This is a genomic window from Neisseria wadsworthii 9715 (assembly GCF_000227765.1).
In the GTDB taxonomy this organism is placed as follows: domain Bacteria; phylum Pseudomonadota; class Gammaproteobacteria; order Burkholderiales; family Neisseriaceae; genus Neisseria; species Neisseria wadsworthii.
The window spans coordinates 1,189,949-1,202,624 of record NZ_JH165159.1 but is presented as its reverse complement, the minus strand read 5'-3'; the positions used below and the strand labels follow the sequence as shown (position 1 = coordinate 1,202,624).

Below are 12,676 nucleotides of genomic sequence, written 5' to 3'. Positions count from 1 at the left end.
AAACAACCAATCCGTTATATAATCAACGCCTGTCTGAAACCATCTTTCAGACAGGCATCACATTCATCCGACTCACTTAAATTCATACCATGGCACACTACGCAATCGGCGACATACAAGGCTGTTACCAAGAATTCCAGCTGCTTCTCGAAAAACTCGATTTCAACCACGGCTCCGACACGCTCTGGCTGGTTGGCGACATTGTCAACCGCGGCCCTCAATCGCTCAAAGTGCTGCAATTCTGTATGCGGCATGAAAGCAGCGTCCAGATGGTGCTCGGCAACCACGACCTGCACTTGCTGGCACTTATGTACGGCTATGGCAAACTCAAACGCAGCGATACTCTATCTGATATTCTGAATCACCCGGACAGCAAAAAAATGCGCGATTGGTTGCGTGCCCAGCCCTTAATGCGGCAATCCAAACGCTATGTTCTAGCGCATGCCGGCCTGCTGCCTCCATGGACGGTTAAACTCGCGCAGCAGCTGGCGGACGAAGTGTCGGAAGAATTAAAAGGCAAACATACCAAAGATTATTTTGCCAATATGTACGGCAACACCCCCACAGCCTGGTCGCCCAATCTGCAAGGCTACGAACGTTTAAGGCTGATCACCAACGTGTTTACACGCATGCGCGCCCTTACCTTCAATAATGAGCTGGATTACGACTTCAAAGCCGGGCCGGAAGACATGCCCAACGGTTTGCGTGCCTGGTTTGAAGCACCTAACCGCCTGAATACCGACCACACCATTTTATTCGGCCACTGGTCTTCGCTCGGTTATGTGGACACAAACAACGTGATCGCCCTCGATACCGGCGCCTTGTGGGGCGGCCATCTGACCGCAGTAAATCTTGCCGACCGCAGCATCACCCAAGTTCCCTCGCTCAAGGGTTTGGATTGGACCAAAGCACTTTGAAACAGCGATGCCTGTCTGAAAACGCACCGGCAGCTTGAAACATTGTTGTTTGGCGTGTTTTCCCTTACAATTCCGCTTTATTTCACAATTGCGAATAATTTTTATGCGACCCGAGTCTGAACAGCCATCGTGGACTTTATACAAGCGGCTGGCCGTTTATCTCAAAGGCTATTGGAAAATTTTTGCCGTTGCCGTATTCGCCATGATTGTTGTGGCAGCAACCGCACCCTTGTTCGCTTATCTGATTAAGCCTTTAATCAACGAAGGTTTCGTTGAAAAAAACATGGAAAAAATGACCTGGTTGCCGCTGGCAATCGTAGGTCTGTTTATTTTGCGCGGCGTATTCAACTTTATTAATGAATACACCACCAGCTATCTTTCCAGCCATCTGGTTCAGCAAATCCGCCAACAAATGTTCGCTAAAATGATGCGCCTGCCGGTAGGTTACTTTAATGAAAACCCCAGCGGCAGAGTGATGTCTCGCATCCTAAACGATGCCAGCCAAATCAGCGATGCGGGCTTTAATGTGATTACCGTAATCGCCAAAGACGGCATCAGCGTTGTCGGCCTGTTAGGTTTACTGCTTTATCTGGATTGGCGTCTGACTCTGATAACGTTTGTCGCCCTTCCCGTAGTCGGCTTATGCGTACGCTTGGTAAGCAAGCGACTACGCCATTTGTCCAACCAAAACCAGCAGCATATGGGCATGATGACACAGGTTTTGAGCGAAAGCGTCGACGGCACACGGGTAATCAAAGTGTATGGCGGCCAGAAACACGAATCCGCCCGTTTCGACCATGCCGCCACCAGTGTGCGCAGAAACAATGTGAAACAAACGGCGGCCAGCTCTTTAAATAGCGCTGTTACCCAACTAATGATTGCTTCAGCACTGGCACTGATACTTTATTTCGCCGCGCGCCAAGCCAGAACCGAAGGTTTCAGCGCGGGTGATTTTATGTCGTTCCTGTCAGCCATGATGATGATGTTCGACCCGATTAAACGCATCACCGGCGTGGTGCAGTCTTTGCAACGCGGGCTGGCCGCGGCAGAAAGCATCTTCTCGTTTTTGGACGAAACTGAAGAAACCGACGGCGGCACGGCCACCCTACCCGTTGCGATAGGCGATATTGAATTCAACCATATCGTGCACCGCTATCCCGGCTCCGAGCGCAACAGCCTCAACGGCGTCACGCTCAGCGTACCGCAAGGCAAAGTTATCGCTTTGGTTGGTACATCCGGCTGCGGCAAAACCACTTTGGCCAACCTGCTGCCGCGCTTTTTTAACCCGACCGAGGGTAACATCACCATCGGCGGTACCGACATCCGCGACTACACTCTAGAAAGCCTGCGCAGCCAAATGGCGCTGGTTACCCAAGATGTGGTTTTGTTTAACGACACAGTAGCCAACAATATCGCTTATGGCGAGTTGGGCAAAGCCAGTGAAGCCGCCATCATCAACGCCGCTAAAGCCGCCAACGCATGGGAATTTATTCAAGCCATGCCGCAAGGCCTGCAAACCGAAATCGGCGAAAACGGCCTGAAACTTTCCGGCGGCCAGCGTCAGCGCCTGGCGATTGCACGCGCCTTGCTAAAAAATGCTCCTATTCTGATTCTGGATGAAGCCACCAGCGCGCTGGATAATGAATCCGAACGGCTGGTTCAGGCTGCGCTGGAAAAGCTAATGCAAAACCGCACCACCATTGTAATTGCCCACCGCCTTTCTACAATTGAAAACGCAGATATGATTGTAGTGATGCACGAGGGGCGCATTGTCGAGCAAGGCACCCACACCCAACTGCTTGCCCTCAACGGGCGGTATGCCGATTTGCACAACCTTCAGTTTCATGATGAGTAAGCAAAATACAATGCCTGTCTGAAAAACGGCCATATCCAATCAGGTTTTCAGACAGGCATTTAATATAGTCAATCAACATATTTTTGACACAAGGCATCAAGCTGAAGACAGTATAAGTAGTACGACAAGGCGTAGCAACGCCATGGCAAAATTTAAGTTGATTAACTATACAACCAATTACAACATTCTTTCCAATATTCAGGATAAAAAACAATGGCAGCATTCAATACCCAAACCGTTTTATCCGTCCACCACTGGACCGATGCCTATTTCACTTTCACCTGCACCCGTGACGAAAGCCTGCGCTTTGAAAACGGCCAATTCGTAATGGTCGGCCTCATGGTAGACGGCAAACCGCTGATGCGCGCATACAGCGTGGCAAGTGCCAACTGGGAAGAGCATTTGGAATTTTTCAGCATCAAAGTGCAAGACGGCCCCTTAACCAGCCGTTTGCAGCATTTGAAAGTGGGCGATGAAGTATTAATCAGCAAAAAACCCACCGGCACTTTGATTCTGGGCGATTTAAATCCGGGCAAACACCTTTATCTCTTATCCACCGGCACCGGCATCGCACCATTTTTGAGCGTAACCAAAGACCCCGACGTGTACGAACAATTTGAAAAAGTGATTTTGGTTCACGGCGTGCGCTACAAAAACGACTTGGCCTATTACGACCGCTTTACCAAAGAACTGCCGGAGCACGAATATCTGGGCGAAATGGTAAAAGAAAAACTGATTTACTATCCGGTGGTTTCCCGCGAAGAATATCCGCACCGCGGCCACATTACCGATCTGATGCGTTCGGGCAAAATGTTTGAAGACATCGGCCTGCCGCCCATCAACCCGCAAGACGACCGCGCCATGATTTGCGGCAGCCCCGCCATGCTGAAAGACACCAGCACCGTTTTAAACGAATTCGGCCTGACCGTATCGCCCAAAATGGGGCAGCGCGGCGACTATCTGATCGAACGCGCTTTCGTCGACCAATAAACCAATAAGCGGTTGAATTACCCCGGTTAAACCATGTATCCAACAGGTGGCGTCCCGCTGCCTGTTTTTCGTTCCGCAAAGTAAAAAGCCCATGCAAAACCTGATTACTCTGGCGATGATTTTAGCGCCGCTTTTTATCGGCTATTTTATCCGCGTGCCCAAACCTTATATGGTGATTGTAGATAAACTGTTGAATATCTTGGTATACATTATATTGGCACTGATCGGCATTTCGCTCTCGCAAGTGAGCAATCTCGGCAGCCAGCTTGATTTTATTGCCGGCATGGCAGCAGTTTTGGCAGTATGCACTCTGGGCATGAATCTTATTGTTTTAATGTGGTTTGACCGCAAACATCCGTGGCAAAACTGCATCCAAGAAAGCGGAAAAAAACCGCGTATCAGCATCGCAGGCAGCGTCAAACAAATCATCTGCATGCTGCTCGGCCTGTTTTTTGGCAAAACAATGGAGAGCATTTGGCTGCCTCCCGAAACAACCGGAACCTATGCACTGATGCTCCTGATTTTGCTGGTCGGTATCCAGCTCGGCAGCAGCAGCATCACGTTGCGCCAAGTGTTCATCAACAAGCGCGGTGTAGAAATCAGTGTTTTAATGATGCTTTCCTCTTTGCTCGGCGGGGCGCTATTCTTTCTTTTCGCCCCTGAAATCGCTTTCACGCAGGCTTTGGCACTCGCCTCGGGCTTCGGCTGGTATTCGCTCTCAGGCATCGTGATCACAGAGGCCTACGGCCCGATTTGGGGCAGCATTGCCCTGCTAAACGATTTAACCCGGGAATTTTTTGCGCTCTTGTTTATCCCCGTCATCATGCGCCGCCACCCCGGCGCCGCCGTTGGCATAGGCGGCGCAACCAGCCTCGATTTTACCCTGCCGGTTATCCAAAGCTCCGGCGGCATGGCCGTGATTCCTTTGGCTGTGAGCTTCGGCTTCATCGCCAATCTTGCCGCTCCTTTTTTAATACTGGTTTTCTCAAACTTATAATGGAATGCCTCATATGGCGAAGCACCAACGACACGAAAAAATCATCCGCCTCGTGAAAGAACACGGCTTTATGCCGATTGAAGAATTGGCGAAAAAGCTGGAAGTTACCCCGCAAACCATCCGCCGCGACATCAATATCCTGAGCGAAGAAAAAGTTTTGCGGCGTTATCACGGTGGAGCAGCAGTCGGCAGCGAAGAAGAGCATCCCGATTTTCTCTCCAAGAAAAACAGGATGAAAGCCGAAAAAATGCGCATCAGCGAAACCCTTGCCGCCCACATTCCCGACGGCGCCACCCTGTTTTTAAGCATAGGCACCACCATAGAAGCCGTTACCGATGCTCTGGTTAAAACGCGCAAAAACCTCTGCATCATCACCAACAATATCCACGTTGCGGCAACGGCATCCGGCCGCAGCGACTACTCCGTGCTCATCACTTCGGGCGTTGTACGCCCGCTCGACGGCGGCGTTACCGGCGTAGCGACTATGGACTTTATCAAACAGTTTAAGGTGGATTACGCCGTTTTAAGCGCCTCGGCCATTGAAGAAGACGGCGCGCTTTTTGATTCGGATTACAAAGAAGTGAGCGTGATGCAGGCCATGATGGAAAACGCACGCATCCGTTACCTCGCCGCAGACCACAGCAAGTTCGGCAAAAGCGCTCTGGTGCGCATGGCCGACATCACGGAATTCGACACCGTTTTCACCGACAAAGCGCTCAGCCCGCAGCTTACTGAAAAGCTGGCAGATGCTGGTTGCAAGTGCGTCATTGCGGAATAAGCACAAACAAAATGCCTGTCTGAAAAAGATTTCAGACAGGCATTGCTTCAAATCAAGCCCGATACCTTAAAACAATTCCCAAACGAAGAAAATAAAGGTATGCAGGATAAACAGCGGCACCAAAATACCGAATGACCACACCATATAGCCAAAGAAGCTCGGCATCTTCACTTTACGCTGCTCGGCAATCGCTTTTACCATAAAGTTCGGCGCATTACCGATATAGCTCAACGCACCCATAAACACCGAACCCATAGAAATAGCCAGCAAAGTATGGAAAAGCGGGCCGCTCATCAAAGTCTGGGCTTCACCGCCAGCCATATTGAAAAACACCAAATAAGTCGGCGCATTATCCAAAAATGCAGACAGAATACCGGTCATCCAGAAATACATGGTATTAATCGGCTCGCCCGCCTGGTTGTGCACCATCTTAATCAGCCCGGCAAAAGCACCCGCTTCACCGGCTTGAAGAATCGCAATCACAGGGGAAATGGTGATAAAGATGCCCAAAAAGAGTTTGCCCACTTCCAAAATCGGATCCCAGTTAAACTCATTACCGGCACGAACCTGCTTAGGTGTCATTTTCAAAGACACACCGGCCAAAACCAGCAGAATAATGTCGCGCACCAAGTTTTGCAGCGCATAAGGCGTACCATACACATCAATTTCCACACCCGGCTTCCAAATGCCCGACATCAATACCGCAGCCACCACACCGCCAAGCAGCAGGAAATTAAACTTGCCGTAAATCTGCAAAGGGCTGTCGGGCGAAGGGTCAGCCATAGCGGTTTCATCTTCTTTAGAAAAGAAATAGCTGTCTAAGAAATAGAATAAAACCAGCAAAACAACCGAGCTGATGATTACCGGCATGGCCATGTGTTTTACCGTCCACATAAAGTCCACACCTTTCAAGAAGCCCAAGAAGAGTGGCGGATCACCCAGAGGTGTTAAACCGCCGCCGATATTGGCTACCAGGAAAATAAAGAATACCACCACATGCACGCGGTGCTTGCGGTTATCGTTGGCCTTCAACAGCGGGCGGATAAGCAGCATGGCCGCGCCGGTCGTGCCCATAATCGACGCTAAAACCGTGCCGATAGCCAAAATCGTGGTGTTCAATTTCGGACTGCCGTGCAGATTACCCCACACCAAAATCCCGCCGGAAATCGTATAAAGTGCCAACAGCAGCAAAATAAAAGGGATATATTCCCCCACCAAAGCGTGCACCACCGTGTGCAGGCCTGCACTGAATCCGAAAATGGCGATAAAAGGCACCAAAAACACAACCGTCCACAGCGCCGTAACTTTACCGAAATGATGGTGCCAGAAATTAGGAGCGAGCAGCGGGCCTGTCGCAATAGATAATAAAATCAGAGCAAACGGAATACCCCACATCAGGCTCAAATCGGCACCGTTCAAATCAGCCGCCTGAGCCATCATCGGCAAAAGCAAAAAAGGAAGAAAAGCAGTTCTTTTAAGGTTCATTGTGCTTCCTTGGGTTTATTTTTAAAATTGCCCGGCAACAAATTATTTGGCCGAACCCGAGCGGATTTTTAAGCCCATATCAACAGCCCTAAATATGCAAACCCTCGCCAAACCATCCAGATCAAACCTCAACCCAATGATTTCTTTGAAACTTTACAAACAGAACTTTGATTAGCCATCGATTGTAACGGAAAAGCAAAGTTGACACCAGTTTTCATCAGTTTTGTTAAAACAATTCAAAAATCGTTTTATCTCGTTTTTTAATCTTTAAAAAATGCCTCTTCCCCATATTAAATTTGAGTATGCCTGTCTGAAAAACACCTTCAACCAGCCACTTTGACAAACGGATTTTTTTTCGGGTAAACGACCTAAGTCAACATAATGATTTAAAAAATAATTTTACAAATCCTAGCCAAAATTTGAATGTAAAATCACCTTCAAAGATTGAGATTCCGATTAACACTCGGTACAATCGCCCCTGTTTTGCTTTGTCCAACGAAGAGAAATTTATGAGCTTAATTGCTGAAATCCTGCCTGTGCAGCATATCGAATTAGACGTAGAAATCAGCAGTAAAAAGCGTCTGTTTGAAGAAATCGGAGCTTTGCTTGAAAAAGAATCAGGTTTATCCGGCGCACATGTATTCGAATGCCTGTTCCAACGTGAAAAACTGGGCAGCACCGGCTTGGGTCAAGGCGTAGCCATTCCGCATGGCCGCCACGCCTCAGTAAAAAAAGCAGTCGGCGCATTCATACGCTGCAAAGAGCCTGTTGCCTTTGATGCGGCCGACGGCAAACCCGTTTCCCTTGTATTTGCTCTGCTGGTACCCGAAAACGCTACCGGTGAACATCTCGAAGTCTTGTCAAAACTGGCCGGAAAATTTTCTTCTAAATCCGTGCGCGAAGCCTTGATGTCTGCACAAACCCCGGAAGAAGTTTCGGCCATCTTTTCCGCAGAATAAAATCACCTATGCCCAGTATATCCGTACGCAGGCTTTATCAAGACAACCAACACAAACTGCAACTGGTTTGGTCGGCCGGCACCGCCGGCGCCGACAACCGTATCAGCATAGATGCCGACAAGCCCGTATTGGCCCTTGTCGGCCATTTGAATTTTATCCACCCCAATCAGGTTCAAGTATTGGGTGTGGCCGAAGTCGAATACCTTGAAAAACTCGGCAACGACAAAACCACCCCTCCTCCTGCCGGCTTCCAGCAGATTTTCGACTTAAACGTTTCACTCTTTATCGTTGCCAACGGCTTAAGCGTACCGGCGATGCTGCGCGACTACTGCCATACCAATAACGTCCCTCTGCTGACCACCAAGCTGGAAAGCCCTTATTTGATGGACGTATTGCGCATTTACCTGCAACGCGCGCTGGCCGTATCCACCATCAAGCACGGCGTATTTCTTGATGTATTCGAAATCGGCGTGTTGATTACAGGGCATTCCGGCTTGGGTAAAAGCGAATTGGCGCTTGAACTCATCTCCCGCGGCCACAGCCTGATTGCCGACGATGCGGTCGAGCTGCACCGCACCGGCCCCGAAACGCTGGAGGGCCGCTGCCCGCCGATGTTGCGCGACTTTTTGGAAGTGCGCGGGTTGGGTGTACTTAATATCCGTCACATTTTTGGTGAAACATCCATCCGCCCGAATAAAAACCTCAAGCTCATCATCAACCTGGTTGCCGCCGATGATGACTATATGAAACAACTCGACCGCCTGAGCATCCGCACGGAAACCGAATCCATTTTGAATGTAACCGTCCGCTCCGTAACCTTGCCCGTCGCAGTCGGCCGCAACTTGGCCGTATTGGTCGAAGCGGCCGTGCGCAACTATATCCTCAACCTGCGCGGCAAAAACAGCACCAAAGAATTCTTAGAGCGGCACCAAACTATGCTGAAGGAAGATGCACTCCATCATGAAGATAGTTCTGATTAGCGGCCTGTCCGGCTCCGGCAAATCCGTTGCACTCAAAGTGTTGGAAGATGTCGGTTACAACTGCGTCGATAACATGCCTTTGGAAATGCTGCCGCAACTGATGGCCCACCACCTCAAACGCGGCATCACCGAAAACCTCGGCATCAGCGTAGACATCCGTTCCCACCTAAACACCCCTGAAGCCTCGCGCCAAATCGAGCGGCTACGCAAAGAAGGCCATCAGGTAGAGATACTCTTTCTTGAAGCATCGGATGAAATTCTCATCCGCCGATTTTCCGAAACCCGCAGAAGCCACCCTTTGGCTCGGCAGAAATTCACCGTATTGGAAAGCATTCAGCAAGAGCGTGAAATCCTATATCCCTTGCGTGAGATGGCTTACTGCATCGACACATCCAAAATGAATGCCCAGCAGCTGCGTTATTCCGTACAACAATGGCTGAAAATCGAGCGTGAAGGTTTGTTGGTTATCCTCGAATCATTCGGCTTCAAATACGGCGTACCCAACAATGCGGATTTCCTATTCGATATGCGCAGCCTGCCCAATCCTCATTACGACCCTGAGCTCAGGCCTTTCACCGGCATGGACAAACCCATTCAGGATTATCTTGGCAACCAACCGCTTGCCCAGGAAATGATCAACGATATTAACCAATTCCTCCAACGTTGGCTGCCACGCATGCAAATAGAAAGCCGCAGTTACGTTACCATCGGCATCGGCTGCACCGGCGGCCAGCACCGCTCCGTGTATGTTGTAGAACAACTGTCCAAGCTGTTGCAAGAGCAATACGAAGTATTGGTTCGCCACCGCCAAGCCCAGAACTTGGCCGACCGCTAACAATCCTTTTTCAGACAGGCCTAAATTTCGCCGGATGCCTGCCTGAAAGACCACAATAAAACAATATGCTATAATCGCCATCCACAATCAGGCAGCCCATCAAACCGGCTGCCTGAAATGCATAAAACCCACCCTTATTTTTCAGACAGGCCTAACTTAAATTTAGGCCTGTCTGAAACACAACCCAGAAAGAGCAGACATGGCAATCCAATGGTTCCCCGGGCACATGAACAAGGCGAAAAAAGCCATCGCCGAGCGCATCCAAAGCGTCGATATAGTGATTGAAATGCTCGACGCCCGCCTGCCCGCCTCCAGCGAAAACCCCCTGCTGGCGCAACTTTCGCGCGGCAAACCCAAGCTCAAAATCCTCAACAAACAAGACCTTGCCGACCCCGAACGCACCGCCGTTTGGCTCGATTACTACAACAGCCGGCCCGACACCCAAGCCATCGCCCTCAATTCTTCCGAGCAAGGCGCTACCGCCAAAATCACCCGCGCCTGCCGCAACATGATGCCCAACCGCGGCGGTATCGACAAACCCCTGCGCGTACTCATTTGCGGCATACCCAACATCGGCAAATCCACCCTAATCAACGGCATGATTGGCAAAAAATCCGCCAAAACCGGCAACGAACCCGGCATCACCAAAGCCGAACAACGCCTGTTTCTCGCCGACGACTTCTGGCTCTACGACACCCCCGGCATGCTGTGGCCGAAAATCATTGTAGAAGAAAGCGGCTACAACCTCGCCGCCAGCGGCGCCGTAGGCCGCAACGCACTAGACGAAGAAGAAGTCGCCCTCGAACTGCTCGACTACCTGCGCCGCCACTACCTGCCCCTGTTGCAGGCACGTTACCAAGCCGACAAAGACCCCAGTAGCCATTGGAACGACACCGACTGGCTCGAATGGATTGCCAAAAAACGCGGCGCCGTGTTAAGCGGCGGCCGCATCAACTACCAAAAAGCCGCCGAAAACACCCTCACCGATTTCCGCGACGGCCACATCGGCAGAATCACGCTTGAAACGCCGAACCAATGGGAAACATGGCTCAAAAAAGGCAAACAGAAAGAAGCCGAATTGAAAGCCGCCCGCGAAGCCAGAAAAGCGGAGCGGAAAGGACAAAGACCGTCTCAAAAATAGAATCTACTGTTTTAATTTATAAAAACTATTTGCCGATGATAAAAAATGATATATCAGGGGAATTTATAAAATGGGAAATCATCAATCTGACATTTTTCAAAATAAAATCATCTATCAAATGGGATTAAATCTACAAAAATATCAAGAGATTGAACAAATATTTAAACATATTATTTATATTTCCAGTAAAACTCTTTATTTACAACAGCCGACAAATCAAGAAGTAAAACCACAAGTTGATATATGGTCTAATCGATCAGACCTGAATAAAGCTACTTTAGGAAACTTGTTAATACAATTTGAAAGAACATCAAACGAACCCAAACACCAAGAGCATTTAGATAAACCAGAATTAATCCAAATATCTTTCTCATATCACATTCCGGCCATTATATTTGTTGACAAAGAAAAGTTTGAGTTAGATTTTAAAGAGGTCGTAGAGGATAGAAACCGTTTTATTCATTCTCCCTCAATGGAAAATGACTACAATATAACTTTAAATCGTTTAAAAAAAGAATATGAACGGGCAGAGCGATTTAAACAAAACCATTTGATTCCATGTTTAAATGAAGTAATTAAAAATATTAATATCGGGTTAGATAAATTTAATAAACATCTTCAGATATATGCTCTTAATTGTGGCAGACTAGAAGCTTGTAAGTTTTTTGATGAAATTTATCAAAAACATAAGCGTTCCGACGGTTGGGCTTTATGGCAAAATATCATTCAAGAAATGCAGAAAAAACATCCGAATGTTTTAACGGATTTAAGAAAAGAAACTTTATTTACAGATAAAAAGATTGCATGGATTAAAATTGTTAAGGAAGCATATCCGAATTGGCAATTTATGGAAGAAGAAACATTTAAAGGCGGTAAACAGTTAGTAGTAAAAGTGGATAACAGCTCATTAAATTTGCGCGAGGAGTAATCATTATTGAGCATACTGTAAAGACGGCCTGTCTGAAAATAAGGTCGTTTGAAAACAAAAGTAACAAAGTTTCTGCGTAGCTAAAAACCATGACCGACAAACTCCCCCCCGACGCGCTGATTGAAGCCGCGCTGCTTACCCAAACCGAACCGCTCAGCGAAAAAACCATGCGCGAGTTGTGTGTGCCGCCGTTGTCGCCCGACAAGCTGATTGATGTGCTGGCGAACTTGAAAACCCGTTGGCAAAACCGCGCTTTGCAGTTGGTGCATACGCATGAAGGCTGGCGTTTTCAGATTGCCCAAGCCGCATTCGAGCGGTTGGGCAGTTTGCAGGAACAGCGTGCGCCGCGCTATTCGCGTGCGGTGATGGAAACGCTGGCGATTATCGCCTACCAGCAGCCGGTTACGCGCGGCGATATCGAAGGCATACGCGGCGTAGCGGTGTCGCAAAATGTGATGCAAACGCTGCAAGACCGCGGCTGGATTGAGGTGATCGGCCACCGCGACTCCATCGGCCGCCCCGCTTTATGGGCGACAACCAATGTGTTTTTAAGCGATTTGCAGTTGGAAAGCTTGGAAGAACTGCCGCCGCTCACCGAATTGGGCGAGCTGGTATTGCCCGATTTAATCGAGCCTGCCGAAAGCGGTGAAGAAGAAACAGAACAAACCGAGCCAGCCGAAACGATTTCCGAACCGCCTGTACTGAATTGATTTCCGTCAGTAGGTCGGATTCTTGAATCCGACATAATCTCCGGCATACCATTGTTTGTCGGATACAAGTATCCGACCTACGGTTGAATTGTTTTCAGACT

General features: G+C 48.9%; 12 protein-coding genes. 11 read left to right on the top strand and 1 reads right to left on the bottom strand.

The window, feature by feature from the left end:
• Positions 1-89 precede the first annotated feature (89 nt).
• The 5 genes from HMPREF9370_RS05470 to HMPREF9370_RS05450 all read left to right on the top strand — a co-directional run bounded on the left by HMPREF9370_RS05470 (position 90) and on the right by HMPREF9370_RS05450 (position 5,537).
• Complete coding sequence (locus HMPREF9370_RS05470) at positions 90-917, top strand: symmetrical bis(5'-nucleosyl)-tetraphosphatase (RefSeq protein WP_009116379.1); 828 nt, start codon at positions 90-92, stop codon at positions 915-917.
• A 103-nt stretch (positions 918-1,020) separates the two neighbouring features.
• Positions 1,021-2,772, top strand: a complete 1,752-nt coding sequence (gene msbA / locus HMPREF9370_RS05465) for a lipid A export permease/ATP-binding protein MsbA (protein WP_009116378.1) — start codon at positions 1,021-1,023, stop codon at positions 2,770-2,772.
• Between the two features lie 213 nt (positions 2,773-2,985).
• A complete protein-coding gene (locus HMPREF9370_RS05460) occupies positions 2,986-3,762 on the top strand; it encodes a ferredoxin--NADP reductase (RefSeq protein ID WP_009116377.1) in 777 nt (258 codons plus the stop codon).
• A 91-nt stretch (positions 3,763-3,853) separates the two neighbouring features.
• Complete coding sequence (locus HMPREF9370_RS05455) at positions 3,854-4,759, top strand: LysO family transporter (RefSeq protein WP_009116376.1); 906 nt, start codon at positions 3,854-3,856, stop codon at positions 4,757-4,759.
• Positions 4,760-4,772: 13 nt separating this feature from the next.
• Positions 4,773-5,537 carry a DeoR/GlpR family DNA-binding transcription regulator gene (locus HMPREF9370_RS05450; protein WP_009116375.1) on the top strand — a complete coding sequence of 255 codons (765 nt, stop codon included), beginning with the start codon at positions 4,773-4,775 and terminating at the stop codon, positions 5,535-5,537.
• Positions 5,538-5,603: 66 nt separating this feature from the next.
• Here the strand turns inward: HMPREF9370_RS05450 and HMPREF9370_RS05445 are convergent, their stop codons facing one another.
• Positions 5,604-7,022 (bottom strand): sodium:proton antiporter, encoded by a 1,419-nt coding sequence (locus HMPREF9370_RS05445; RefSeq protein ID WP_009116374.1) that lies wholly within the window; start codon positions 7,020-7,022, stop codon positions 5,604-5,606.
• 509 nt (positions 7,023-7,531) lie between these two features.
• Here HMPREF9370_RS05445 and ptsN point away from each other — a divergent pair.
• The 6 genes from ptsN (at position 7,532) to scpB (ending at position 12,575) form a co-directional block, all read left to right on the top strand.
• Positions 7,532-7,981 carry a PTS IIA-like nitrogen regulatory protein PtsN gene (ptsN, locus tag HMPREF9370_RS05440; RefSeq protein ID WP_009116372.1) on the top strand — a complete coding sequence of 150 codons (450 nt, stop codon included), beginning with the start codon at positions 7,532-7,534 and terminating at the stop codon, positions 7,979-7,981.
• An 8-nt stretch (positions 7,982-7,989) separates the two neighbouring features.
• Positions 7,990-8,961: an HPr(Ser) kinase/phosphatase gene (gene hprK, locus HMPREF9370_RS05435; protein ID WP_009116371.1), complete on the top strand. Its 972-nt coding sequence runs from the start codon at positions 7,990-7,992 to the stop codon at positions 8,959-8,961.
• Positions 8,942-9,796 carry an RNase adapter RapZ gene (rapZ, locus tag HMPREF9370_RS05430; protein WP_009116370.1) on the top strand — a complete coding sequence of 285 codons (855 nt, stop codon included), beginning with the start codon at positions 8,942-8,944 and terminating at the stop codon, positions 9,794-9,796. The genes hprK and rapZ overlap by 20 nt, the downstream gene beginning before the upstream one ends.
• A 199-nt stretch (positions 9,797-9,995) precedes the next feature.
• Positions 9,996-10,937 carry a ribosome biogenesis GTPase YlqF gene (gene ylqF, locus HMPREF9370_RS05425; RefSeq protein WP_009116369.1) on the top strand — a complete coding sequence of 314 codons (942 nt, stop codon included), beginning with the start codon at positions 9,996-9,998 and terminating at the stop codon, positions 10,935-10,937.
• Positions 10,938-11,007: 70 nt separating this feature from the next.
• Positions 11,008-11,865 carry a hypothetical protein gene (locus HMPREF9370_RS05420; RefSeq protein WP_009116368.1) on the top strand — a complete coding sequence of 286 codons (858 nt, stop codon included), beginning with the start codon at positions 11,008-11,010 and terminating at the stop codon, positions 11,863-11,865.
• A gap of 89 nt (positions 11,866-11,954) precedes the next feature.
• Positions 11,955-12,575 (top strand): SMC-Scp complex subunit ScpB, encoded by a 621-nt coding sequence (gene scpB, locus HMPREF9370_RS05415; protein ID WP_009116367.1) that lies wholly within the window; start codon positions 11,955-11,957, stop codon positions 12,573-12,575.
• The last annotated feature ends 101 nt before the right edge of the window (positions 12,576-12,676 follow it).

What these genes read in the sequence shown, in the direction of transcription:
- HMPREF9370_RS05455 (WP_009116376.1), top strand. Translation starts at nt 3,854, where the DNA reads ATGCAAAACCTGATTACTCTGGCGATGATTTTAGCGCCGCTTTTTATC.
- msbA (WP_009116378.1), top strand. Translation starts at nt 1,021, where the DNA reads ATGCGACCCGAGTCTGAACAGCCATCGTGGACTTTATACAAGCGGCTG.
- HMPREF9370_RS05470 (WP_009116379.1), top strand. Translation starts at nt 90, where the DNA reads ATGGCACACTACGCAATCGGCGACATACAAGGCTGTTACCAAGAATTC.
- ylqF (WP_009116369.1), top strand. Translation starts at nt 9,996, where the DNA reads ATGGCAATCCAATGGTTCCCCGGGCACATGAACAAGGCGAAAAAAGCC.
- rapZ (WP_009116370.1), top strand. Translation starts at nt 8,942, where the DNA reads ATGAAGATAGTTCTGATTAGCGGCCTGTCCGGCTCCGGCAAATCCGTT.
- ptsN (WP_009116372.1), top strand. Translation starts at nt 7,532, where the DNA reads ATGAGCTTAATTGCTGAAATCCTGCCTGTGCAGCATATCGAATTAGAC.
- HMPREF9370_RS05460 (WP_009116377.1), top strand. Translation starts at nt 2,986, where the DNA reads ATGGCAGCATTCAATACCCAAACCGTTTTATCCGTCCACCACTGGACC.
- HMPREF9370_RS05450 (WP_009116375.1), top strand. Translation starts at nt 4,773, where the DNA reads ATGGCGAAGCACCAACGACACGAAAAAATCATCCGCCTCGTGAAAGAA.
- scpB (WP_009116367.1), top strand. Translation starts at nt 11,955, where the DNA reads ATGACCGACAAACTCCCCCCCGACGCGCTGATTGAAGCCGCGCTGCTT.
- HMPREF9370_RS05445 (WP_009116374.1), bottom strand. Translation starts at nt 7,022, where the DNA reads ATGAACCTTAAAAGAACTGCTTTTCTTCCTTTTTTGCTTTTGCCGATG.
- hprK (WP_009116371.1), top strand. Translation starts at nt 7,990, where the DNA reads ATGCCCAGTATATCCGTACGCAGGCTTTATCAAGACAACCAACACAAA.
- HMPREF9370_RS05420 (WP_009116368.1), top strand. Translation starts at nt 11,008, where the DNA reads ATGGGAAATCATCAATCTGACATTTTTCAAAATAAAATCATCTATCAA.